This window comes from Amycolatopsis silviterrae (assembly GCF_042684085.1).
Classification (GTDB): domain Bacteria; phylum Actinomycetota; class Actinomycetes; order Mycobacteriales; family Pseudonocardiaceae; genus Amycolatopsis; species Amycolatopsis silviterrae.
Map to the genome: position 1 here is coordinate 285,807 of NZ_JBHUKS010000016.1, position 22,484 is coordinate 308,290.

The 22,484-nt window shown below is 69.3% G+C and carries 21 protein-coding genes; 10 read left to right on the forward strand and 11 right to left on the reverse strand.

Features of this window, described 5'->3' with window-relative positions:
- Positions 1–77: 77 nt before the first annotated feature.
- The 3 genes from ACFSVL_RS24115 to ACFSVL_RS24125 all read right to left on the reverse strand — a co-directional run bounded on the left by ACFSVL_RS24115 (position 78) and on the right by ACFSVL_RS24125 (position 3,114).
- Positions 78–1,688, reverse strand: a complete 1,611-nt coding sequence (locus ACFSVL_RS24115) for a class I adenylate-forming enzyme family protein (protein WP_378307793.1) — start codon at positions 1,686–1,688, stop codon at positions 78–80.
- Positions 1,689–1,778: 90 nt separating this feature from the next.
- Positions 1,779–2,264: a nuclear transport factor 2 family protein gene (locus tag ACFSVL_RS24120; protein ID WP_378307794.1), complete on the reverse strand. Its 486-nt coding sequence runs from the start codon at positions 2,262–2,264 to the stop codon at positions 1,779–1,781.
- 1 nt (position 2,265) lies between these two features.
- Positions 2,266–3,114, reverse strand: a complete 849-nt coding sequence (locus ACFSVL_RS24125) for an LLM class F420-dependent oxidoreductase (RefSeq protein ID WP_378307795.1) — start codon at positions 3,112–3,114, stop codon at positions 2,266–2,268.
- A gap of 159 nt (positions 3,115–3,273) precedes the next feature.
- Here ACFSVL_RS24125 and ACFSVL_RS24130 point away from each other — a divergent pair, with 159 nt between their 5' ends.
- The 4 genes from ACFSVL_RS24130 to ACFSVL_RS24145 all read left to right on the forward strand — a co-directional run bounded on the left by ACFSVL_RS24130 (position 3,274) and on the right by ACFSVL_RS24145 (position 6,332).
- Positions 3,274–4,098, forward strand: coding sequence for an IclR family transcriptional regulator (locus tag ACFSVL_RS24130; protein WP_378307796.1), 825 nt, complete (start codon positions 3,274–3,276; stop codon positions 4,096–4,098).
- Positions 4,099–4,165: 67 nt separating this feature from the next.
- Positions 4,166–5,302 (forward strand): Rieske 2Fe-2S domain-containing protein, encoded by a 1,137-nt coding sequence (locus ACFSVL_RS24135; RefSeq protein ID WP_378307797.1) that lies wholly within the window; start codon positions 4,166–4,168, stop codon positions 5,300–5,302.
- On the forward strand, positions 5,302–5,553 hold the full coding sequence (locus ACFSVL_RS24140) for a ferredoxin (protein ID WP_378307798.1): 252 nt from the start codon (positions 5,302–5,304) through the stop codon (positions 5,551–5,553). Before ACFSVL_RS24135 ends, ACFSVL_RS24140 begins: the two co-directional genes overlap by 1 nt.
- Positions 5,550–6,332, forward strand: a complete 783-nt coding sequence (locus tag ACFSVL_RS24145) for an SDR family NAD(P)-dependent oxidoreductase (protein WP_378307799.1) — start codon at positions 5,550–5,552, stop codon at positions 6,330–6,332. The genes ACFSVL_RS24140 and ACFSVL_RS24145 overlap by 4 nt, the downstream gene beginning before the upstream one ends.
- Before the next feature lie 48 nt (positions 6,333–6,380).
- Here the strand turns inward: ACFSVL_RS24145 and ACFSVL_RS24150 are convergent, their stop codons facing one another.
- The 5 genes from ACFSVL_RS24150 to ACFSVL_RS24170 form a co-directional block, all read right to left on the reverse strand.
- A complete protein-coding gene (locus tag ACFSVL_RS24150; protein ID WP_378307800.1) occupies positions 6,381–7,205 on the reverse strand; it encodes an alpha/beta fold hydrolase in 825 nt (274 codons plus the stop codon).
- Positions 7,183–8,694, reverse strand: a complete 1,512-nt coding sequence (locus ACFSVL_RS24155; protein WP_378307801.1) for an MFS transporter — start codon at positions 8,692–8,694, stop codon at positions 7,183–7,185. Before ACFSVL_RS24155 ends, ACFSVL_RS24150 begins: the two co-directional genes overlap by 23 nt.
- Positions 8,695–8,767: 73 nt before the next feature.
- On the reverse strand, positions 8,768–9,763 hold the full coding sequence (locus tag ACFSVL_RS24160; RefSeq protein WP_378307802.1) for a 2Fe-2S iron-sulfur cluster-binding protein: 996 nt from the start codon (positions 9,761–9,763) through the stop codon (positions 8,768–8,770).
- 5 nt (positions 9,764–9,768) lie between these two features.
- On the reverse strand, positions 9,769–11,412 hold the full coding sequence (locus ACFSVL_RS24165; RefSeq protein ID WP_378307803.1) for an FAD-binding protein: 1,644 nt from the start codon (positions 11,410–11,412) through the stop codon (positions 9,769–9,771).
- Entirely contained in the window at positions 11,412–12,272 is an 861-nt protein-coding gene (locus ACFSVL_RS24170; RefSeq protein ID WP_378307804.1) for an alpha/beta fold hydrolase, read from the reverse strand. The genes ACFSVL_RS24165 and ACFSVL_RS24170 overlap by 1 nt, the downstream gene beginning before the upstream one ends.
- A 130-nt stretch (positions 12,273–12,402) precedes the next feature.
- Here ACFSVL_RS24170 and ACFSVL_RS24175 point away from each other — a divergent pair, with 130 nt between their 5' ends.
- Positions 12,403–12,933, forward strand: a complete 531-nt coding sequence (locus ACFSVL_RS24175; protein WP_378307805.1) for a flavin reductase family protein — start codon at positions 12,403–12,405, stop codon at positions 12,931–12,933.
- On the opposite strand, the gene ACFSVL_RS24180 is transcribed toward ACFSVL_RS24175, so the two are convergent.
- Positions 12,930–13,817, reverse strand: a complete 888-nt coding sequence (locus tag ACFSVL_RS24180; protein WP_378307806.1) for a LysR family transcriptional regulator — start codon at positions 13,815–13,817, stop codon at positions 12,930–12,932. The two genes, ACFSVL_RS24175 and ACFSVL_RS24180, sit on opposite strands and share 4 nt — an antisense overlap.
- A gap of 457 nt (positions 13,818–14,274) precedes the next feature.
- Here ACFSVL_RS24180 and ACFSVL_RS24185 point away from each other — a divergent pair, with 457 nt between their 5' ends.
- From ACFSVL_RS24185 to ACFSVL_RS24195, 3 genes are all read left to right on the forward strand, one after another.
- Positions 14,275–14,673 (forward strand): DUF1508 domain-containing protein, encoded by a 399-nt coding sequence (locus ACFSVL_RS24185; protein WP_378307807.1) that lies wholly within the window; start codon positions 14,275–14,277, stop codon positions 14,671–14,673.
- Positions 14,674–14,807: 134 nt separating this feature from the next.
- Positions 14,808–15,890: a substrate-binding domain-containing protein gene (locus ACFSVL_RS24190; RefSeq protein ID WP_378307808.1), complete on the forward strand. Its 1,083-nt coding sequence runs from the start codon at positions 14,808–14,810 to the stop codon at positions 15,888–15,890.
- 88 nt (positions 15,891–15,978) lie between these two features.
- Positions 15,979–17,058, forward strand: coding sequence for a substrate-binding domain-containing protein (locus ACFSVL_RS24195; RefSeq protein WP_378307809.1), 1,080 nt, complete (start codon positions 15,979–15,981; stop codon positions 17,056–17,058).
- Between the two features lie 55 nt (positions 17,059–17,113).
- Here the strand turns inward: ACFSVL_RS24195 and ACFSVL_RS24200 are convergent, their stop codons facing one another.
- Positions 17,114–17,992 carry a sortase gene (locus ACFSVL_RS24200; RefSeq protein WP_378307810.1) on the reverse strand — a complete coding sequence of 293 codons (879 nt, stop codon included), beginning with the start codon at positions 17,990–17,992 and terminating at the stop codon, positions 17,114–17,116.
- Positions 17,989–20,262 (reverse strand): hypothetical protein, encoded by a 2,274-nt coding sequence (locus ACFSVL_RS24205; RefSeq protein WP_378307811.1) that lies wholly within the window; start codon positions 20,260–20,262, stop codon positions 17,989–17,991. The genes ACFSVL_RS24200 and ACFSVL_RS24205 overlap by 4 nt, the downstream gene beginning before the upstream one ends.
- A gap of 134 nt (positions 20,263–20,396) precedes the next feature.
- On the opposite strand from ACFSVL_RS24205, the gene pstC reads away from it, so the two are divergent.
- Positions 20,397–21,377, forward strand: coding sequence for a phosphate ABC transporter permease subunit PstC (gene pstC, locus ACFSVL_RS24210; protein WP_378307812.1), 981 nt, complete (start codon positions 20,397–20,399; stop codon positions 21,375–21,377).
- The gene (gene pstA / locus ACFSVL_RS24215; protein WP_378307813.1) at positions 21,374–22,480 is read left to right on the forward strand and encodes a phosphate ABC transporter permease PstA; all 1,107 of its coding nucleotides are present in this window, start codon (positions 21,374–21,376) and stop codon (positions 22,478–22,480) included. Before pstC ends, pstA begins: the two co-directional genes overlap by 4 nt.
- Positions 22,481–22,484: the final 4 nt, after the last annotated feature.

Below are 22,484 nucleotides of genomic sequence, written 5' to 3' on the forward strand. Positions count from 1 at the left end.
AATGCGATGCGGTCCCGGCTGCCCCGAGCCTCCCAGCGGAGCCCGCGAACGCGCGGGCCCGCTCCCGGTCAACGGGATCAGGGCCGCGGCACCTCGCTCCGCACCACCTTGCCGGTCGCGTTGCGCGGCAACGGTTCCGTCCCGATCCGCCACCGCGACGGGACCTTGAAATACGCCAGCCGCTCGGCCGCGAACGCCCGCAACTCCTCCTCGCCGACCGCCGCCGAGACCACCACAACCGCGGCCACCTCCTGGCCGAGGTCCACGTGCGGCACGCCCAGCACGATGCATTCCCGCACCGCCGGATGTTCCGCCAGCGCATTCTCCACTTCGGCCGGATAAACGTTCTCGCCGCCGTGCAGGATCAAATCCGAACGCCGCGCGGTAAGCCGGATCTGGCCGCCGGAGAGCACGCCGATATCCCCGGTGTGCAGCCATCGATCTTCGTCCAGAACAGCCGCGGTGGCTTCGGGGTCTTCCCAATAGCCGAGCATCGTGAACGGGCTGCGCACGCAGATCTCCCCCGCGCTGCCGTCCGGCATCACCTCGCCGAAAGCGTCCCGGATCTCCAGCTCCACCGTCGCGATCGGATGTCCGACAGTTCCCGGCGAGGCGGTGAGATCAGCCGACGTAGCAACGGAAATCGCCGTGGACGATTCGGTCAGGCCGTAGCTGTCGACCAATCCCTGCTGAGCTGCGGGCAGTTCCGCACGCAGCCGTTGCTGGAAGGCCGGAGAAGAGGGTGCGGCACCGAGAGTAAAGGCGGTCAGCGAGGAAAGGTCGTATCGGGCCAGGTTTCCGTGTTCCAGCAGCCGGTGCGCCATGGTCGGCACGACGCCCCAGTTCGTCACCCGCTCAGCCTCGACCAGCCGCAGCACACGCTCCGCCGCGAAACCGCCCTGGTGCACCACCACGGTGCTGCCGTCAGCCAGCCTGGGCACCACGAGGTTGTGCAGTCCGGCGATGTGAAACAGCGGCACCCCGAGCAGGTATCGCCGCGCGGACGGCTCTGTCGGGTCACCGAGCAGACGGGCGACTTCGCTGTTGAGCCGGTGAAATTCGATCACCGACGTCAGATTTCGGTGCGTATGCACCGCACCTTTCGGCCGCCCCGTGGTGCCGCTGGTGTAAAGAATGACCGCCGGATCGTCCTCCGCAACCGCACAGGAAGGCAGCGTCGCGTCCGAGCGGCCCGCCAGCCGGGGAATGTCCTCCTCCACAGTCAGCACCGGAACTCCGTCCAGCAACGCGGCCCGCTTCGCGTCGGCGACCACCAGGGACGGTCGCGTATGCCCGAGCGCGTACTTCAGCTCCGGCCGCGACCACCACGCGTTGTAGCCGACCGCGATCGCGCCCAGCGACACCGTCGCCCAGAACGCGACGATCCACTCCGGACTGTTCGCGGCCGCGATCGCGACCCGGTCGCCCTTGCCGATCCCGTACTCGTCGCGCAGCGCACAAGCCACCGACGCGACCTGCCGGGCGTGCGCGGCGAAGGTGATCCGGCGATCGGCAGTCACCAGGTACTCGCGCTCGCCGTGCCGCGCCGAAGCCGCCAGCACCTCTCCCAGCGACCGCGCGCGACGGGCGAAGACCGTCATCGGCACGCCCAGCACGTCTTCGGTGCGCAGTTCGCACGGCCCGCCGGGTGCGGTCAGCGCCTGCCGAGGATCAGCGGAGAGGCTCATCAAGGTCTCCCTCCTCGCGCACCGGTGCGGGCGTGATTGTGCCTGCTCACCGCGGTAAGCGCCGGACCGATTCCAGTGACCGGGACCGGCTCAGAGGAATGCCGGCTCGCCGTACGCGCCCTGTCGCAGCAGCCCGGGCGACTCGGCCCGGCCGTCGAGGATCCGGTTGGTCCGCCGGGTGACCTTCCATCCCTCGCCGGTGCGGGCGAGCGCCCAGTGGTTCGCCGTGGCGCGCCGGACGACGAAGCTGCCGTCCTGATGCACGACCATCAGCGAGTGGCAGACCGCGATCGCCGTGTCGCCGTCGACGGTCACGTGCGGCGGGCCGACGAAATGCGCGCACCCGCCGGAGATCCAACCCTGATGCGCGCTCGACCGCACCATCCGGGCCAGCTGTTCCCGGCCTTCGAGGTAGATCTCGTCGACGTCGTACGCACCGTCCTCGGTCCACAGCGCGGCGACGTCCTCGGCCGCGCCGGCGTCGACCAGCGGACCGTACGCGGCGATCAGCCTGCTGATCTCGCGTTCGTCCTCCAGCCGCGCGAGCCGCGCCTCCAACTGGGCGATCCGGTCCACTTCAGACCTCGCTTCCTAGCTCGGCGAGCGCTTCGAGCTGCTCGCAGTAGTGATCGGCGGACTTCGCGGCGATCCGCGCGCTGATCGTCGTCGCCCCGGCCTCGGCCACCCGAGCCAGCCGGTCCCGGTCGGACGCCGCGCCCGGGTCCAGCGGGCGGCCGGGCGACAGCACCACCTGGAAGCCGTCCGGCAGCCGGACCGTGCCGAGCATCCGCCGCAGTTCGTCCAGCGAGAGACCGAACGGGACCCAGCCGTCGCCCAGCTCCACCGCCCGCCGGAGCGAGCGCTTGGTTCGGCCGCCGATCCACAGCGGGACCTTCGCCTGGACGGCATGCGGTTCGACAATCAGCCCGGCGAAGTCGTAGTGCGGCCCGTGATACTCCGGCAGCCGCTGCGACAACGCGGCCCGCAGCGCCCGCAACGCGTCGTCGGCCCGCTCGCCGCGCTGCTCGAACGGCGCGCCCAGCAGGTCGAACTCCTCCCGCAGCGACCCGACGCCGAGGCCGAGCACGAGCCGTCCGCCGCTGACCGTGTCGAGCGTTCCGTAGCGCTTCGCGATCTCCAGCGGATGGTGATAGCCGAGCACGAGCACCTGCGTGACCAGCCGGATCCGCGTGGTCCGCGCGGCGAGGAAACCGAAGGTGGCGAGCGGATCCCAGTACGTCGAGCCGCGTTGCTCCGCGACCGGGACCGGCACCGCGACGTGCTCGCTGCAGGTCAGATGGTGAAAGCCGAGCCGGTCCGCGGCGGCCGCGATCCGCGCCAGGTCTTCGATGCCCGCGGTGTCCTCCCAGGCGTTCGGATCCCCCGGCAGCCGGGTCACCACGGGGCTCACGAGACCGATGTCCATACCGCCATGCCTACCGGGCGCCGGACCGGCGCGAGCGCGTTCTCCCGCTGATCGGGAGCTGTGCCGCAGTCGTGACCCGTCGCGTGTTGACGCTGCCCGCGGCCGCCGTGTTACCGTCAAAACTAGAAATGATTTCAATTCGTCCGCGAGGAGCACACCATGACGGTTGCCGCGATCGAAACGGGCCCGCTGAGCACGGACGACGCGCCGGCCCGCAGCCTGCCGCCGTCGATGGTCGAGCGGATGACGCTGATCCTGGACGCCTTCGACGCGCCGAGCACCCGGCTCACCCTGGAGCAGGTCGCGCGCACGACCCACCTCCCCCGTTCGACCGCGCACCGCATCCTCGACCAGCTGGTGCGGCTGAAGTGGCTGTCGCACTCATCGTTCGGGTACGCGCTCGGCAGCCGGGCGCTGAACCTCGGCGGCACCGGCGGCAACCACCTGGAACTGCGCGAAGCGACCGCAGCCGTGCTGCACGAATTGCAGCTGCGCACCGGAATGGTCGTCCATCTGGCCATCCTCGACGGTGCCGACGTGCGGTATCTGGACAAGGTCGGCGGCCGGTTCGCCACCGTCGTTCCGTCGCGCGTCGGCGGCCGCGCGCCCGCGCAATGCACCGCGCTCGGCAAGGCGATGCTCGCGTGGCTGCCCGCCGAACAGGTCGAAGACCGGGTCATGCCGGTGCCTGGCCGCCAGACCAGCCGGACGATCTGCGATCTGGTGACGCTGCACCGCGAACTCGGCCGGATCCGCGACCGCAACGGCCTCGCCTTCGAACGCGGCGAGTGTTTCTCGGACATCGCTTGCGTCGCCGCTGCTATTCGCGGTCCGGAAGGGCCGGAGGCGGCGATCTCGCTGGTCGGCGACGCGCACACCGCGCTGGAACGTGTCGCGCCGCTCGTCGTGGTCGCCGCGCGGCAGGTGACGCAGGAGCTGTACCCGATGGTCCGGCTGCGCGCGGCCGAGCCCGCCTGGAACTGACAGTCCACAAAGGAATTTTCGCTACGTTACGCCTCGCCGAAGCGGGGCCCTGGAAGGAGATCCGACGATGACCACAGTGGAGCCGGACGAAGTCCGCGTGATCGAGGCCGGTGCGGCACCCACGCGGTTCGCCCGCGGCTGGCACTGCCTCGGACTGGCCGAGAGCTTCGCCGACGGAAAGCCGCACCCGGTCACCGCGTTCGGGCAGAAGCTCGTGGTGTTCGCTGGAGATGACGGCCAGCTCAACGTGCTCGACGCGTACTGCAGGCACATGGGCGGCGATCTGTCGCAGGGCACGGTCAAGGGCAACGAGGTCGCCTGCCCGTTCCACGACTGGCGCTGGGGCGGGGATGGCCGCTGCAAGAAGATTCCGTACAGCCGAAGGGTTCCGCTGCGAGCCCGCACCGCGGCGTGGACGACGATGGTGCAGGACAAAATGCTGTTCGTCTGGAACGACCCGGAGGGCAATCCGCCGCCGCCCGAGGTCGTGATCCCGCGCATCGAGGGTGCTACACGCGACGACTGGACAGACTGGAACTGGTACGAGACGCACGTCGACACGAACTGCCGCGAGGTTGTCGACAACGTCGTGGACATGGCGCATTTCTTCTACGTGCACTTCGCTTTCCCGACGTATTTCAAGAACATCTTCGAGGGGCACGTCGCCACCCAGCTGCAGCGCGGGTCTTCGCGTGAGGACGTGCGCCCGCCCGCGAAAGAAGGGCAGCCGAAGGCGCTCGGCAACACCTCCGTCGCCTCCTACTACGGACCGTCCTTCATGATCGACGAGCTGACCTATCACTACGAGGGCATGGACATCGACGCTGTCCTCATCAATTGCCATTACCCGGTCACCGCGAATTCGTTCAAGCTGCAGTACGGGATCATCGTCAAGCGCACTGATCAGCTCTCGGCCGCCGAGGCTGAGGAGACCGCGCGCAAGATGGGCGACTTCATCCGGATCGGCTTCGAGCAGGACGTGCAGATCTGGAAGAACAAGACCCGGATCGAAAACCCGTTGCTGTGCGAGGAGGACGGTCCGGTGTACCAGCTGCGGCGCTGGTACGAACAGTTCTATGTGGACGTCGCGGACGTCACGCCGGAGATGACCGAGCGGTTCGAGTTCGAATTGGACACCGCGAAGCCGAACGCGGCGTGGCGCGCGGAGGTCGAGGAGAACCTCAGCCGCCGGGCCGGCGTCTGATGGCGATCCGCGTCGACAACCGGCTGCTGGACGAGCCCATGCGGCCGGTCCAATGTGGAACGTGCGAGGCTTGGCTGACGGTGCGCAAGAGCAGCTGGCAACAGACCAGCATCCAGTGGGACACCGCCGCTTCCGCGCGGTGTGCTGAGCGGCAGGCTTGCGCGGAGGACCTGTTCCGCGGCTGCCATGCCTTGCGGGACTCGATCGACCGGGCGGTCGCGGACGGGGGAATTCCGGTGACGGGCGAATGAGGGAATACGGTCCGTGGGCAGTGATCGCGGGCGGTTCGGAAGGGGTCGGCGCGGCGTTCGCGGATCAGCTCGCCGAGGCCGGGATCAACCTCGTCCTGATCGCGCGCAAGCCTGAACCGTTGGCTGAGACCGCCGCGGCGGTGCGCGCTCGGGGTGTGGAAGTCCTCACCGTACAGGCAGATCTGCTCGATCCTTCTTCGCTCTCGGCGATCCGCGAGGTGACCGATGGGCTTGAGGTCGGTTTGCTGATCTTCAACGCCGGGGCGAACAGTTACGGACATGAGTTCGTTACCGGGGATCTGTCGCGGGTGCGCGGGGTGATTGATTTGAACATCACCGCGCAGCTCGCGATGACGCACCATTTCGGGGCACTGATGGCTTCACGCGGGCGCGGCGGGATCATCCTGGTGGGCTCGCTGGCCGGATATCTGGGACAGGCGGAGATCAGCGTCTACTCCGCGGTGAAGGCGTTCAGCCGGGTGTTCGCCGAGGGGTTGTGGCTGGAGATGCGGGAACGCGGTGTGGACGTGCTGGAGCTGGTCTTGGGTGTGACCCGGACTCCGGCGATGGAGCGGGCCGGGCTGGCGTTCGACCTGCCTGGCCTGAACGTCGCCGAGCCGGAGGACGTCGCGCGAGAAGGATTGGCACACCTCGCAGACGGCCCGGTGTGGGTAGCGGGCGGAAACCTCGCCACCGCGGAAAAGCGGAGCGGATTCCCGCGCGCGGACCTGGCGCTCGCCGCCCACGAAGCCACCCGAAACCTGCTCCCGCCCCGTTAGCCGACGTGAAGGGAACCCTGAGGGACTCTGATTCCCCCAGGGTTCCCCTCACGGACGGCTCAAGAAGCGGGTGACTGCGGAGTGGAAGCCGGCCGGGTCCTCTACCCACGGCAGGTGACCGGCTGGCAGCTGCACGCGCGAGACCACGGGCAGCGCCCGTTCCAGCGAGTCCACGGCCCAGCGCGGGCGGATGTCCGCTGTCCCGTCCACGATCAGCGTCGGCACCTGCAGCGTCTCGCACTGACCGCGCAGGTCTGGCGCAGGTTCGCTGTTCAGCGTCGTATTGCATTCGAAATTCACGCCGAACCACGGGTCAGCCATGGTTTCGGCGTGTTCCAGCGCGCGTTCCCGGTCGGCGAAGTCAGCTGACCACTGCAGGACGCAGTACTCCCGGTCTTCCGCCGCGGTCCGTTCCCGGGTGCGCAGCGACTCCCAACGCGCCAGGCGTCCGTCCAGTGCCGCGCGGAGATTCCGCTGGTAGTCCACGTGCCAGGTCGCATCGTCGTCGATGCCGGTGCCGGACACGTAGACCAGCTTCGACACGCGTTCCGGGTGCGCCAGCGTGTAGCGCAACGCCAGCTGCGCGCCCCACGAATGCCCCAGCAGCGCGACGCGGTCCCAGCCGAACTGGGCGCGGACCGCGTCTAGGTCGGCCACCGTCCGGTCGACCGAGTACGGCCCCTGGCGCTGCGAACGGCCGCATCCGCGCTGGTCCCAGCGACAGACCGTCGCGGCTGCCGAGAGCGCAGCCGCGACGTCCGCCATCATGTCCCACAGCCCCGGACCGCCGTGGCAGAAGACGACCGGCTCGCCGTCCCCCTCCCGCACCGCCCAAAGCCGGGTCCCGTCCTCAGTCCATACCGCTTGATCCACGCGACGCAGTATGGCCCACGCGCACCGGAGCAAGCCCGCCGTTTTCCTCGACCAGGCCGCCCTGCGCCGGTTTGCGGCCGTGCTTCATCAGCAGGATGATCGCGACCCCGACGACGCCGACGACGCCCGCCCACAGGTAGGACTGGGTGAACGCCGAGTCGCCGTAGATCACCGCGTGCGATCCGGGCAGCGTCATCCGGACGTGCTCGGCCATGATCGCGCCGGTCACCGTCACCGCGGCCGACGACGCCAGCATCGTGATCACGCCGGCGATGCAGTTGCCCGCGCCGCCCAGCCGTTCGGGCAGCGCGTCCTGCAGCAGGTTCGCGTTGGAGGAATGCAGGAACCCGACCGCGAACCCGGCGACGAAGCTGGTGATCGCGACCTGCCACTGCACGGTGAACATCCGCGAGCCGAGGAACATCACCACCAGGAAGCACAGGCTGGACGCGAGCAGCACCTGCCGCGCGCCGATCCGCTTCGACAGGTAGCCGCCGAGCGGGCCGACGACCATGCCGACAATGCCGAGCGGGAACGTCCACAGTGCCAGCTGCAACGCGGAAAGCCCGACACCGTAAGTGTTTCCGGGGATGTGCGGGGTTTCGAACATCGTCGGGCTGAGGATGCCGTGCGCGTTCATCATGTACGACACCAGCCCGACCGCGACGACCGTCGGCAGGAACTTGCGGCCGACGAGCACCCGCAGGTCGATCAGCGGTTCGGCCGCCTTCAGCTCGCGCAGCACGAACGCGGCCAGCAACAACACGCCGATGGCGAACGCGCCGATCGTGGTCGTCGAACCCCAGCCCCACGTGCCGCCCTTCCCGACGGCGACGAGCAGCACACCGAGGCTCGCGCCGAGCAGAATGGCACCGAGAATGTCGAACGACGATTTGACCCGCACCTTGCTTTCCGGCACCAGCCACGCGTGCAGCGGAAGCAGAACGGCGACGTAAACGACCATGAACCAGAACACGCTGCGGAACCCGAAATTGTCGATCAGCGTTCCGGCCATGAACGGGCCGGCGACCGCGCCCATCCCGATCCCGGTGACCACCGAACCGAGCGCGACCGGCACGTAGGAGCGCGGGATCACGTCGCGGACGAGCGCGTAGGAAATGTTCACGATGCCCACCAGGCTGCCCTGCAGCAGCCTGCCGATCAGCAGCACGGCGAACACGTCGGTGGTCGCGCACAGGACGCTGCCGAGCAGGAAGATCGCGCCCATCACCAGGATGATCCGCTTCTTGCCGTACCGGTCGGCGGCCTTGCCCGCGAGCGGCAGCACGACCGCGCCCGCGAGCGTCACCACCGAAGCCGCCTGCGCGACGTCGAGGGTCCGGAAATGCGCGGCCATCCCGGGCAATGCTGGGTACACCATGAGGATTTCGAACGTGGCTATTTCGGAGAGAAGAATGATCAACGCGCATACCGCGATGATCCTTCCGCGGGGAACAGGTCCGTTCGCCGGATTCAGGTCGAGTGCCATGCCGGTCCCTTTCCAGAAGTGATCAGATGAGGCCCTCGTGAGTGTTTATCCCGGTTCTAACCGGGATAGGCACTCACGACCCGTCGTACGTAACCCGCACCAGCCCCGTGCGCGGCCGGGCCTGGCACGCCAGAATCAACCCGTCCGCAAGGTCCCGCGCGTCAAGAACCTCGTTGTGCGCCAGGTCGACCTCGCCACTCACCAGCACACACGCGCAGGCACTGCACGCCCCCTCCCGGCACGAGAACGGCGCATCCATCCCCGCCGCCAGCAGGACGTCGAGCAGCGCGTTCTCCCGCGGCCACCGCAACGTCCGCGTCTCCCCGTCGAGTTCGACCTCCACCGTGCTCGCCGGACCGGACTCGTCCACCGCCACCGAAGCGAACGGATCACCCGTCAACGACGTGAACCGTTCCACGGTAATGCTTTCCACCCCGAGTCCACTAAGGACCGTCGAGGCCAGCTCCATGAACGGGCCCGGTCCACAAAGGAACACTTCCCGCTCCCGATACGGCGCCACCAACGCCCGAAGCCCGGCCCCGGTCGGCAGCCCCTGCACCGATTCCAGCCAGTGCAGCACGGTCAGCCGCTCCGGATGTTCCTTCGCCAGCCGCAGCAACTCGTCCCGGAAGATCACCGACTGCTCATCCCGGTTCGCGTAGACCAGCGTCACCCGCCCGGACCCGGCCCGCAGGCAGGACTTCAGGATCGACATCACCGGCGTGATCCCGCTGCCAGCCGCGAGCAGCAGCACATCCGCGTCGAGCGACCGCGGCGTGAAGGTGCCCGACGGCCGCAGCACCTCCAGCACAGTCCCCTCGACAGCGTTGTCCGCCAGCCAGTTCGACCCATACCCGCCCGCCGTGCGCTTCACCGTGATTCTCGCTGGCTCTTCGCAATGCGGTGAACTGCACAGCGAATAGCACCGCGCCACACTGTCCTCAGTGGACGGTATCCGCACAGTGAGGAATTGGCCGGGCAGATAGTCGAAACTGCCGCCGAGCGGTTCCAGCACCAGTGAATGCGCGTCGGCGGTCTCGCGGATCACCTCGGTCACCCGCACCCGCATCGCACTCATGCCGAGCGCGCGGCGTGCTGTGCCGCGAGATAGCCGAACACGATCGACGGCCCGATCGTCGCGCCCGGGCCGGCGTATTCGTTGCCCATCACCGCGGCGGTCGTGTTGCCGGTGGCGTACAGGCCATCGATCGCCGAGCCGTCCTCCCGCAGCACCCGGCTGTTCTCATCGCACACCAGCCCGCCCTTCGTACCGAGATCGCCGACCTCGATACGGAACGCGTAATACGGTGCTTTTTCGATTGCGTCGATACAAGGGTTCGGCAGCGTCGGGTCGCCGTAATAGCGGTCGTACGCTGATTCGCCACGGCCGAAATCGGCGTCCACTCCGGTGCGGGCAAAGCCGTTGAACCGCGCCACGGTGTCCGCCAAAGCGCCAGCCGGAACGCCGATTTTCTCGGCCAGCCCGGCGAGAGTGTCGGCGCGGTGCGCGATTCCCGCCGCGTAGTACGGCTCCGGAATCGGCGCGCCCGGCAGGATCTGCGCGAACGGATACCGCGCGCGGGCCTTCGCGTCCATGATGAACCAAGCAGGCACATGTCCGCCCGAAAGCTGCGCGTGCACGAAGGTGACATAGGGCGCGGACTCGTTGGTGAACCGTGTGCCCTCGGCGGACACGATGACCGAGCGTGGGATCGAGCGTTCGGACACCAGCGGTACGACCGCGCCGGACGGGTGCCGCACCGACGGCATCCACCACGCGTCGTCCATCAGGTCCGTGGCCGCACCGACGCCCAGCCCGGCCTCGATGCCGTCGCCGACGTTCTCCCGCGCGCCACCGCTGTAGTCGTCCCACGCGGCTTCTGGAAGATAGCGTTTCCGCAGGTCAGCACTGTGCTCAAAGCCACCGGTCGCCAGCAGCACGCCACGTCGGGCGCGGATCCGCCGCTGCGCGCCGTCGTGCTCGGCGACGATCCCGGTCACCCGGCCGTCCTCGATCACTAGCTCGGTCATCGGCGACCGCAGCCACAGCGGGACCCCGGTGTCCTTCAACGCCATCCGCAGCCGCGCGACCAGCGCCCGGCCGCCCGTCGCCATGTGCCGGCGCCGCACCAGATTGGACGACACCCGCCAGGCCGCGACCACCGAAGCCCACCGTCCGCGCCAGGTGCGCTTGACCATCGCCAGATCGTGGTAGTCCTTCGCGGTGACCCACAGGCCGAGCGGCCCCTTCATCGTGTTCGGCCGCTGGTGCCGCTCGTCCTCGCCGAGGCGGCGGGTGTCGAACGGCTTCGCCTCGACCGACCGGCCCAGCGGACGGCCGCCCTCCAGCTCCGGGTGGTAGTCGGCGTAGCCCTTGACCCAGAAAAACCGCAGCCACTTGCTGCGTTCCAGCAGCTCCATCGCCGCCGGGCCGTGGTCGACGTACGCGTCGAGCCGCTTGGAATCCACCCGGCCCTCGGTGAGCAGTTCGAGGTAGCGGCGGATCGACGCCCGGCTGTCGTTGTGCCCGGCCGCGCGCAGCGTCGGGTTGTTCGGGATCCAGATGCCGCCGCCGGAAATCCCGGTTGAGCCGCCGTACACCGCGCCTTTCTCGACGACCAGCACGTCCAGCCCGGCCGTCGCCGCGGTCAGGGCCGCGGTCATCCCGCCGCCGCCGGATCCGATGACGACGAAGTCGTGCTCCGCATCCCAGCCCATCACTCGCCGTCCTTCCGGAGCAGGAACGCGAGGACGGCGCTCTCCCACGCGTCCTTCTGCTCGATCATCGTCCAGTGGCCGCAGTTGGGGAGGATGTGCAGTTCCGCGTGGGGAATCGTGCGCATCGGGATCAGCGCCATGTCGAGCGGGCTGACCCGGTCGTCGCGGCCCCAGGTGATCAGGGTGCGGGCACGGATCTTGCGCAGCGTCGCCCACAGCGGGGTGACGTCGAATGCCGCGGCCGCCTGCGCCTGAAGCACGCCTTTGCCGTACATTTTCTTCGCGCTGGCCAAGGAATCCGGAGCGGTGGCCAGCCGCCAGCGTTCCTCGATCAGCTCGTCGGTGATCAGCCGCCGGTCGAACACCATCGAGTTCAGCCACTGCACGAGCCGCTCGCGCGTCGGGTCCTCGACGAACTCGGTCAGCAGGTTGATGCCCTCGCCCGGCGCCGGGCTGAAGAGGTTCGTGCCCATCCCGCCGACGGTCACCAGCCTGCGCACGCGCTCCGGATGCGCGATCGCGGTGCGGGTCGCGACGAACCCGCCCATCGAGTTGCCGACGAGGTCGGTCTCGCCGATGCCGAGCCCGTCGAGCAGGTCGAGCACCGCGCGTTCGGCGGCGGGCATCGGCGGCTCCTCGACCGGGTCGCTCACGCCGAAGCCGGGGAATTCCAGGATCAGGCACCGGAAACGCGCGGCGAACGACGGCAGGTTCGCCCGGAAGTTCTGCCATCCGGTGACGCCGGGGCCGGATCCGTGCAACAGCACGACCGGCGGGCCGTCGCCTGCTTCGTGGTAGCGCAGCACGCCCCGGTCGGTGCGGAGTTCGCGCAGCGTCGCGTCGTGGCTCAGTTCCGGCATGGCTGACCTCTTGCTCGTGGGGGCGGGATAGCGCCGAAGCTAGCCAGCCGCCGGACGTGCGCGGGGCGGCAGTCCCGGTGACCGAGAGACCCGGACCGCCGCGCTGCCGGCGGCTTTTACCGTCAAAACCATGCACACCACCGAAGCGCCGACCCCGTTGGAGATGCGCCGCGCGCTGAGCCGGTTCGCCAGCGGGGTGACCGTGGTGACCGGCGCCGACGAGGGCGAGGCGGTGGGGTTCACCTGCCAGTCGTTCACGTCGGTGTCGCTGGAACCGCCGCTGGTGCTGTTCTGCGCCGACCGCGGCGGCCGGGCGTGGCCGCGCATCCGGTCCGCCGGCCGGTTCTGCGTCAACGTGCTGGCCGAACCGCAAGCCGATCTCTGCGGCCGCTTCGGATCCCGCCGCGGGCTGCGCTTCGAAGGGCTGGATTGGGAGCTTTCCCGGTGGGGCACACCGGAATTGCCCGGGGTGCTGCTGCGCGTGCACGCCGAGGTCGAGACCGTGCACCGCGCCGGTGACCACGACGTCGTGCTCGGCCGCGTCCTCGCCCTCGACCCCGGTGCCGACGACCGGCCGATGATCTTCTACCGCGGCGATTTCGGCGTCGAAGGCCGCCCCGACGAAATCCCCGGCTACCTCTGGGGCTGGAGCGACCGCTAAGCCTCTTCCTCCAGCGCCCGCACCATCGCCACCGCGGCCGCACCGGGCTGCTCCCCGGTCACCGCCCACAGTGAACGCCGCAGCCCGCCGTACTCGTCGCGCACCGGGATCCAGCGGACGTCCGCGGGCAGCGAGTCCGCCGCGAAGCCCGGCACCAGCGAAATCCCCAGCCCGGCCGCGACCAGCCCCAGCCGCGTCGGCCACGCGCGCACCGCGAACGCGATCATCGGCCCGGCGAGTCCTGGCCACGCCCCGAAATCCGGCGTGCTGCCCGCGCCGACGATCCAGTGCTGCTCGGCCAGCTCGTCCGGCTCGACCCAGCTGCGCCCGGCGAACGGATGCGCTTCCGCGACCGCCACTCCGTACCCGATTCCGCCGCGCAATTCGGCGCGGCGCAGGCCCTCGAAATCGTATTCCGGCACACCGTCCCCGGTCACCACTACCGCGACGTCGAGCCGTCCCCGGCGCAGCGACTGCAGTTGCGCCGGAGTCGCGGATTCGGCGATCTGCACCTCGACGCCCGGATGCGCGCGCAGCAGCCGGGAAACCGCCCGCGGCAGCAGGACCGCCGACGCGGCGGGGAATCCGCCGACCGTGATCCGCCCGGCCAGCCGGTCGCGCAGCCCGGCCAGTTCCTTCCCGGCCGCGCTCACGCTGTCCAGCACCCGCCCGGCATGCCGGATCAGCACTTCACCCGCTGCCGTAGGGCGAATTCCGCGAGCATGCCGTTCGAACAACGCGGTTCCAGTAGCCCGCTCGCTGGCCGCGATCTGCCGCGACACCGCGGATTGCGTGTACCCGAGCCGGTGCGCGGCAGCGCTGAACGACCCGGTGCGGGCCACCTCGACCACGACCCGCAGGCCGGTGAGCGTCAGATCAGCCATTCCGCCGACCATATCCGAAAAGCGCCCGGCCCCGGACGTCCACAGTAGACGCCACCGCGGCCTCCTCCCCTGTGCCACGACGCGAAATGCCGGGCCCGGCCGCGCGGACCGGGATTTTTCGCGCCCCGAAGGACACCGAGAGTGCCCCAACTACCCCGCCGCGGGTGCCGCCGAACGCCCGAATCGCCGTTGCGGCGAACAGCCGAACTCGCGCCGAACTCACGGCGCGGGCGAAACAAAGGCGCGGGAATGGGCGATGTCCTTGCCAGGAGTGGCGAAAGGAATCTCCAGCGTGACCGCCCGCGCGCGGTCTACTGTGGAATGCCCGCTGTTCACCGGGTGGCCGTCGCCGCTTAACCGATGACGGTAACTTTCCGGCGGCATGCCCGCGATGTCCTCATCGACTGCGACGGCTCGTCACCGGACGGCCGTCCGAGCCGGACTGAGGTTGCGACACATGAAAAGCGCTCGAAGTCCACGCCGGACTCCCCGCTTCCAGCTGATCGGCGGCCCGGGAAACGCGACGAGGTGGCGGCTCCTCGGCACGAACAACGCTTCGCTGGGGCTGGGCACCGTCGACTACCGCAACGGGGAGGAATGCGTCGCGGCGATCCAGTGGCTGTGCGCGAACCTCCCGCGCACGCGCATGGAACTGACCCACGACCACGGAATCGACTGGCGGTGGCTGCTGCGCGCGGGGGCGGGCACGATCGCGTCGGCGAGCCACGCCTACGGACGCCGGATCGAAGCGAAGCACGGATACGAACGATTCGTGACCGCGATCGGCGAGGCGGCGGAATTCGCCGCGGAGGGCCGGATCACCGACTGGCGCACGAAATACCGGCTGCCCGGCTGACGCGTTCGTCGGGCATTAACTCGCGCGCCGTCGGGCGGGAACGCGACCAGCCGGGCGCTGTTCGCGCAATCCCGCGAAGTTGGTCTCGACCACGGAATCCCGTGGTCGAGACCAGACAGAAAGAGTACAAACTGATGCGTGCTCGTACTGCCCGGTTCGTGGGCGTCTCCGCCGCGGTCGCCGCGGGTGCGGCCCTGCTCCTCCCGGGTACCGCCAGCGCAATCCCCGGCCCGAATGGAACCAAGGAGGTCGTCGCGGCCGTCGGTTCCGACACGATCGCGGACGTCACGTCCGCGGTCTTCGCCGCCGCGAACAGCTCTACGGCGAACATCGACCCCGACAACTACGTGAACGTCCCGCCGGTTCTCGCTCCGGGCGCGTCGTTCACCGTCCCCGGCGACGGCTTCAACGGCGGCACCACCTACAACGTCTCGAACCCGCCGCCCAACGGTTCTTCCGCGGGCAAGACCGCGCTGGCCAACGCCGCCGCGGCGGGCGACGCCTCGGTCGACCTCGCTCGTTCGTCCTCCCCGCGCTCCGCTTCCGACCCGGCGACGTTCCAGTACTACGGCTTCGCCAAGGACGGCGTGTCCTGGGCCGCCTCGTCGACGGGCGCGGGTGCCGGCGTCACGCTGACGCTCGCGCAGCTGCGCGGCATTTACAGCGGCACCATCACCAACTGGAACCAGGTCGGCGGCACCAGCACCCCGATCACCGTCTACCTGCCCCAAACCGGCTCCGGCACGCTGTCGTTCTTCACCACCACCGTGCTCGGCTTCGACCCGACCACCAAACCGGTCACCATCAAGCGGTTCCAGGAGAACGAAGCCAACACCATCCTGGCCGGCGACCAGGCGACGGCGATCGCGCCCTACTCCGTGGCCCAGTGGGTCGCGCAGGGCAACGGCGTCGTCAACGACAAGCGCGCCGGCTTCTTCGAAGGCACCCTGACCGGTGCCGGCTCGGACGGCGCCCCGGTTTCCGGCACCGCCCCGAACTTCGCTCCGGCGTTCGCCGACAGCTTCACCGGCGCCCGCACCGTGTACTACGTGCTCGACACCCGCTCGAAGTCCTACGGCGCGGCACTCAACGCCGTCGGCTTCGACGCCGACGGCCCGAGCCCGCTCTGCGACGGCAGCCTCGCCGCCACGCTGTCGCAGTACGGTTTCAAGCCGCTGCAGGCCGACGCAACCGGCGTTACCTGCACGCTTTCCTGATCCGCCGCACATCGGACCGGCCCGGCCCGGGAAGTTCTTCCCCGGCCGGGCCGGTCCCGTTTCCCGGCCAGAACTGCGAGGAGCGCCCATGAAACGCACGCGTATCGCCAGGTTCTCCGTCGTGGCCGCCGCCGTCACGGCAGGACTTCTCTCCCCCGGCACCGCCGGCGCGGTGCCAGGTCCGAACACGCTCCAGGAGGTCGTCACGGCCGTCGGCGCGGGTACCACCTTCGAGGTCACCAGCGCGATCTTCGCCGCCGCCAACGGCTCACCGGCGAACACCGACCCCGACACCTACGTCAACGTCCCGCCGGTTCTCGCTCCCGGCCAGACCTTCCCCGTGCCCGGCGACCTGTTCGACCCCGGCGCCATTTACCGCTCCGCCAACCCGCCGCCGAACGGCGCGATCGCCGGTTACCACGCACTGATCGACTCCGCCGCCGGCGGCAACGGCGCGATCGAGGTCGCCCGCTCCGATTTCCCGCGGACATTTTCCGATCCGTCGACGTTCGAGTTCTACGGCTTCGCCAGAGACGCCGTCTCCTGGGCCGCTTCGTCAACCGGCGCGGGCGCGGGCGTCACTCTGACCCGCACGCAGCTGCGCGGCATCTACGACGGCACCATCACCAACTGGAACCAGGTCGGCGGCACCAACGCTCCGATCGCCGTCTACCTTCCCCAAACCGGTTCCGGCACGCTGGCCTACTTCGTCAACATCGTGCTCGGCTTCGACCCCACCACCAAACCCGTCTCCGTCAAGCGCTACCAGGAAAACGACGCCACGACTATTCCCGCGGCCGACCGGCCGGCCGCGATCGCTCTCTACTCGGTGGCCCAGTGGGTCGCGCAGGGCAACGGCGTCGTCAACGACAAGCGCGCCGGCTTCTTCGAAGGCACCCTGACCGGTGCCGGCTCGGACGGCGCCCCGGTTTCCGGCACCGCCCCGAACTACGCCCCTGCCTATACCGACGGCTTCCTCGGCGGCCGCGGCATCTACCACGTAATCGACACTCGCTCACCGTCCTACGAAGCCGCGCTCAACGCGATCGGCTTCGACCTGAACGGCCCGAGCCCGCTCTGCGGCGGCCGCTACGCCCACATCCTGACCCAGCACGGCTTCAAGCCGCTGCCGCCCGGGCCCGGCGGCGTCACCTGCACTCGTTCCTGACCCGGCAAGCCAGGGGCCGGGCACGGAGTTTCTCCGCGCCCGGCCCCTGGCACCCTCAAGCCCAAGCAGGCAACAACCGCCACACCGCCGAAGCCGCCAGCACCGCCAACGCCAGCAACGCGGGCGTCGTCAGCACATACGTCGACACCGAACGCCAGCGCCGGTACAGCACCGTCGCCCCCACCGCCACCACCGCGAACCCGCCGAACGCCAGCACCAGCCGGGCCCAGCCGCTCGGATCGCCAGTGCGACCGTCCTGTGCGTCCGCCCGGCCGTTCTGCGGCGTGGGACGGAACGGTTTGCCGTCCAAAACAGCCGTCACCACGGTCGCGCTCGACGCCGAGCCCGGCCACCACGAATCCGACGTGACGAGCGTCAGCCGGTCGTTCTCGGTGCGGCCGTAGTCGCGGTCCTCGTCCAGGTCGCGGGTCGCGGCGTCGGTCACGGTGTAGACCGATTTCCCTTGGGTGGTGGCGACCACCAGCTTGTCCCCCCGCGACAGTTCGCTGAGCCGCGAGAAGGGAGCGCCGTATCCGGAGTACCGGCCGACCACCGCCGAATTCCCCGGCTGCCCCGGTCCCGACGTGCCCGGCACGTGCCCCGGTCCGGACATCGTCTCCCCGGGTTCCACGCCTTCGAGCACCACCTGCTGCGCGTGCAGCTTCGGGATCTCCAGCACCGCCACCGGCGAACCGAACTCCGGCGGTTTCGTCACCGGTGCCGCGCCGAGCAGCGTGCGGGCCGCGCCCTGTGCCTGCGCCATCCGGTCCTGCAGCACGGACAGCGCCGCCCGCTGGTCGTTGTTCGCCAGCATCGGCCCGAGCGCGTAGGCGACGATGCCGAAGCACACCACGGCGGTGACCAGCCAGCCGACCACCGCGATGACTGTCCACTTGGGATTCAAGCGCACCGGGCCGCTGAGCGTCGCGGTCATGCCCGGCGCCGCAACGCGACGAGCCTTCCGGCGAACCGGTTCATCCACGGTGGCAACGGCCTGCCCGCGGTCAGGTACCCGGTCGCCGGCGGCAACAACACCAACGCGGCCAAGGCGAGCAACGGAATCAGCGCCCCCAGCACGCTTGCTCCCGGGAACAGCGGGATCTTCACCGCCGCGGCCAGGCTGCGCGCTTCCTGGACGCTCGCCTGGGTCGGAGCCTTCATCGCCAGCGCGGCAGCTTCCGCCGAACCCGGACCGGGCGAACCGGAGCGGGCGACCGGACCGCCGAAGCCGCCGCCCAGCGGTCCGCCTCCAGCCGGCGGACCGGCAGCGGGACCGCCCCCGACCGTGCCGGGGTTCTGGGCTTCCTTCTGCTCGTGGCAGGAAGCCGTCGCTGTACCGGTGCCCACTTTCGCCGCCGCGGCTTGTGCCGCGGACAGCAGATCCGGCGTCAGCGGAACCATTCCGGGACCCATCCCGCTTTGTCCCCCGTTGGTCGCGGCCTTCAGGAAGGTGGCGAGCTGCGCCTGCTTCGCGGCTTCCGGTGCGCACGAAGCATCGATCAGCGGGTTGACCGGAGCGGCGACGGACTCGACGTATGTGAGCGGATACGCCTCCGGATCGTCGTCGACGACAATCTGCATCGAGCCGTCCTTCGCCTCTTTCGCGTGCGAGGCCGCCGCTTCCAGCGACTTCGGGGTCGGCGCGACGTAACCGCCTTTGCCGTTGGGCAGAGCGACCGGAGTCCAGCCGTTCTCCGTCGCCGTCGCCAGGTCCGTGACCACCCAGTTCAGGCAGCCCTGCCGGCAGTCCCCGCCGTTCCCGAGCGTGGCGTTGCTGACTTGCTTGCGCACGTTGATCCGGCCAGTCTTCGCGTCGACGTTGTGCGCGGTGTCGTCGCCGAGGTTCAGTCCGTTGAGGTCCGTGACCACGCCGACTGGTCCGTCGCTCCCCTTCAGTGCTTCTCCTTTGTGGTTCACGAAGTGCGCGTACTTCCAGGCCGGAAGCCCGTTCAACCGGCTGCTGAGCACCAGCGGCACAGTGCCCGGCCCGGCTTCCCCGGCTACGCCGAAGAACGTGAGGTCGGAGCGTCCGGCTCGCGCGTCAGCGGCCCCGCCCACCTCGCTCTGGCCGATCGCGGCCAGCGCGGGGTTGCGGTTCACCAGCGCGGATCCGTCGACGAAGATGCCGCCCCGGCCGGTGCTGCCCGGCTGCTCGCCGCCCTTGCTCAGCAGGTTGGCCAGGTCGTCCCAGCTGAACGCGAGATGGCCGGACAGCCGCGACTTCAGCGTGCGGCCGAGATCGTCGCGGTCGTCCGGCGTCCACCCGATCGCGGCGAGCACTGTCGCGTTGAGCCCCACCGGAACATAGCTGCGGGCCCGTACCCGCTGCGCGGCCAGCACTCCGCCGGAACCGGTGACCGCCACGTCGGTATCGCCCTTGTCGAACGACATCAGCCCGACGTCCTCAGTCTCGTTCACGATGTTGACCGGCTGCGCCGCCTTGGTCGGCGCGCACAGCATCTGGTTCCAGCCGACCGCGGTCCGCCCGAAGCGCTCGGGCATGCTCCCGGTCAGTGTGCTCGGCCCGACCCCGCCGCATCCCTGGATCTTGATTCCGGGCGCGCTGGCGCGGAATCTGACCGAGCTGTCGATCACCCTTTGCACGGGGGTGGTGCTCGTGCGCGGGACCGTGATCTTCAGCGTCAGCGTGCACGGGTGGTTCTCGTCGCAGGAAAACGAGAACTGCTTGTTGCCCGGATTGTTCGGCCACGGGAACTCGTCGCTCTTGGGGGTGTTGGTGAATCCGGGATCTTTGTCCACGAAGTGCGGCGAAGCCGCTCCACGCGGCACATAGGTGTCGAACACGATGTTCTTCGTGGCAACGCTTCGGCCCCGGTCGTTCGTCGGGCCGCTGAAGCTCGAACTCGACAGCTCGTCGTTGAACTGGCCGCAGTAAGCGGCTACCCGGTTCACCATCGAGTCGTCGTGGACCCACGACCAGGTTTTCGTCGCGGGATCGTACTTGTTGATCACCAGCGAGTCGGGCACCTGCTCGGGGCACACGTAGTAGTTCGCGGTAACCCCCGCGGGCAGCCCGGAGATCGTGATGCGCAACGGATCCCCGTCCTGCGCGTGCCCGGGATCGCTGCCGGTCACCTGCACCTGATAGTTCAGCGGGCTCGTCTGCGCGGACGCCGACGGCACCGCGGCGACGCCGAGCACCGCGGCGGCGAGCACGAGCGCCACGCGTCTGAAGCGGTTCATGGGTTCAACCTCTCCAGCGTCGCGCGCGGCGTCAACAAACGGGAACGGAACGCGGGCACCGGTTCACGTACGCGCCGTCGGGCCTTCGCTGTCCAGCCAACTTTCCCTGCTCCCGGCTCGGAATACTCGCTGCCGTGACCGTCTCGACCTCCCCGTCCGGCCCCGCGCCGCCGGACCGTCTCGTCCTCGCCGACCTGCCCTCGGCCGCCGACCGGCTCTTCCGCCGCGTCACGAGCGGGGCCGGGCTTTCGGTGCTCGCGCTCCTGATCGTGATCGGCTTCTTCCTCGTCTACCGGGCCGCGCCCACGTTCGAGGCCAGCGGTTTCGGCTTCTTCACCACGATCCAGTTCGACCCGGCTTCCGGGCACTTCGGCGTTCTGGGCCTGCTGTACGGCACGGTGGTGGTCGCGCTGATCGCGGTCGCGGTCGCGGTGCCGCTTTCGGTGCTGGCCGCGCTGTTCATCAGCGACTACGCCAGCCCGCGGATGCGCGGGTTCCTCACCGGACTGGTCGATCTCCTCGCCGCGATTCCCAGCCTGCTCTACGGACTGTGGGGATTCAGCTTCCTGCGCCCGTACATCACCCCATTGTCGGAGTGGCTGACCGACAACCTCGGCTGGTTCCCGCTGTTCGAAACGAAACCGGGCGCGGTGCTGTTCAACTCGATGTTCGTCGCGGGGCTCGTCGTGTCGCTGATGGTCATCCCGATCACGACCTCGGTCATCCGCGAGGTGTTCACCCAGACCCCGCCCGGTGAAAAGGAGGCGGCGCTCGCGCTGGGCAGCACGCGCTGGGGCATGGTGCGCACCGTCGTGCTGCCGTTCGGGCGCGGCGGGATCATCGGCGGCTCGATGCTCGGGCTCGGCCGCGCGCTCGGCGAGACGATCGCGGTTTCCCTTCTGCTGCCCCAGGTTCCGGAACTGACGGTGCACATCCTGGAGTTCGGCGGCGCGACCATTTCCGGGTTCGTCGCCAACAACGCCGGCCAATCCGGGCCCGCGCTGAGCGGGTTGATGGCGGCCGGGCTGGTGTTGTTCGCCTTCACCCTGGCGACGAACTTCACCGCGTCGGTGATCATTTCCCGCAGCCGTTCCGGAGCGGGAGTCGACGCGTGACCGCCACCGAGATCCGCACCGAGGAAGCGCGTCCGGTCCCGGTCCGCCGCCGCACCTCCGCGACCACCCCGCAGGACCGGCTGGTGGCGCTCGGCTGCGCCGCGTCGGCGACCCTGCTGACCTGGTTCGTGATGCACCAGCTGCTGGTGTCGCCTGGCTGGCTCGCCGACCTGGTCGTGGCCTGCCTGCTGTACCTCGGCATGCTCTACCTCGTCACCCGCGACCGGCTGGGAAGGCTCGCCGCGGTCGACAAGCTGGTGTCCGCCGTGGTGGTGAGCGGCGCCGTCGGACTGCTGATCCCGTTGCTGTTCCTGCTCGGCTACATCGTCGTCAAGGGCGTGCCGAGCCTGCGGCTGGCGTTCTTCGGGCACGACATGTCCGCCGTCGCGCCGACCGATCCGGCGACCGCGACCGGCGGCCTGCACGCGATCGTCGGCACCCTGGAGCAGACGGCGCTCGCGCTCGTGTTCGTCGTTCCGCTCGGCGTGCTCACCGCGGTGTTCCTCAACGAGACCCGGTCCCGCTTCCGCCGTCCAGTGCGGATTTTCGTGGACGCCATGAGCGGGCTGCCGTCCGTGGTCGCCGGTCTTTTCGTGTACGCGGCGCTGATCCTGCCACCCGCACAGCTCGGCTTCTCCGGGTTCATGGCGACACTCGCGTTGACAATGATCATGCTGCCGACCGTCACCCGCACCGTGGATGTGGTGCTGCGCCTAGTGCCCGACGGCCTCCGCGAAGCGTCCCTCGCCCTCGGCGCGAGCCGCGCGCGCACAGTCTGGTCGGTGGTGCTGCCGACCGCGCGCACCGGCGTGAGCACCGCGATCATCCTCGGCATCGCGCGCGTGGTCGGCGAGACCGCACCGCTGCTGTTCACCTCCTTCGGCACGCTTTCGATGAACTTCAACCCGTTCAGCGAACCGCAGGAAAGCTTGCCCCGCTTCGTCTACCGCTACATCAAAGAACCGCTCGCCTCGGCGCAGGAACGCGGGTACATCGGCGCGCTGGTGCTGATCCTGCTGATCTTCGCGCTGTTCGCCCTGACCCGGCTGATCGGCCGCAAACGCTGGTCGGCGCGCCGCACGAAACCCAGGAGTGCCCGGTGACCGA

Excerpts from the sequence above, each read along its gene's own strand:
- ACFSVL_RS24200 (WP_378307810.1), bottom strand. The coding sequence starts at position 17,992 with ATGACCGCGACGCTCAGCGGCCCGGTGCGCTTGAATCCCAAGTGGACA.
- ACFSVL_RS24125 (WP_378307795.1), bottom strand. The coding sequence starts at position 3,114 with ATGGACATCGGTCTCGTGAGCCCCGTGGTGACCCGGCTGCCGGGGGAT.
- ACFSVL_RS24165 (WP_378307803.1), bottom strand. The coding sequence starts at position 11,412 with ATGGGCTGGGATGCGGAGCACGACTTCGTCGTCATCGGATCCGGCGGC.
- ACFSVL_RS24140 (WP_378307798.1), top strand. The coding sequence starts at position 5,302 with ATGGCGATCCGCGTCGACAACCGGCTGCTGGACGAGCCCATGCGGCCG.
- ACFSVL_RS24190 (WP_378307808.1), top strand. The coding sequence starts at position 14,808 with ATGCGTGCTCGTACTGCCCGGTTCGTGGGCGTCTCCGCCGCGGTCGCC.
- ACFSVL_RS24175 (WP_378307805.1), top strand. The coding sequence starts at position 12,403 with ATGCACACCACCGAAGCGCCGACCCCGTTGGAGATGCGCCGCGCGCTG.
- ACFSVL_RS24145 (WP_378307799.1), top strand. The coding sequence starts at position 5,550 with ATGAGGGAATACGGTCCGTGGGCAGTGATCGCGGGCGGTTCGGAAGGG.
- ACFSVL_RS24115 (WP_378307793.1), bottom strand. The coding sequence starts at position 1,688 with ATGAGCCTCTCCGCTGATCCTCGGCAGGCGCTGACCGCACCCGGCGGG.
- ACFSVL_RS24180 (WP_378307806.1), bottom strand. The coding sequence starts at position 13,817 with ATGGCTGATCTGACGCTCACCGGCCTGCGGGTCGTGGTCGAGGTGGCC.
- ACFSVL_RS24205 (WP_378307811.1), bottom strand. The coding sequence starts at position 20,262 with ATGAACCGCTTCAGACGCGTGGCGCTCGTGCTCGCCGCCGCGGTGCTC.
- ACFSVL_RS24195 (WP_378307809.1), top strand. The coding sequence starts at position 15,979 with ATGAAACGCACGCGTATCGCCAGGTTCTCCGTCGTGGCCGCCGCCGTC.
- ACFSVL_RS24185 (WP_378307807.1), top strand. The coding sequence starts at position 14,275 with ATGAAAAGCGCTCGAAGTCCACGCCGGACTCCCCGCTTCCAGCTGATC.
- ACFSVL_RS24130 (WP_378307796.1), top strand. The coding sequence starts at position 3,274 with ATGACGGTTGCCGCGATCGAAACGGGCCCGCTGAGCACGGACGACGCG.
- ACFSVL_RS24135 (WP_378307797.1), top strand. The coding sequence starts at position 4,166 with ATGACCACAGTGGAGCCGGACGAAGTCCGCGTGATCGAGGCCGGTGCG.
- ACFSVL_RS24170 (WP_378307804.1), bottom strand. The coding sequence starts at position 12,272 with ATGCCGGAACTGAGCCACGACGCGACGCTGCGCGAACTCCGCACCGAC.
- ACFSVL_RS24160 (WP_378307802.1), bottom strand. The coding sequence starts at position 9,763 with ATGCGGGTGCGGGTGACCGAGGTGATCCGCGAGACCGCCGACGCGCAT.
- ACFSVL_RS24155 (WP_378307801.1), bottom strand. The coding sequence starts at position 8,694 with ATGGCACTCGACCTGAATCCGGCGAACGGACCTGTTCCCCGCGGAAGG.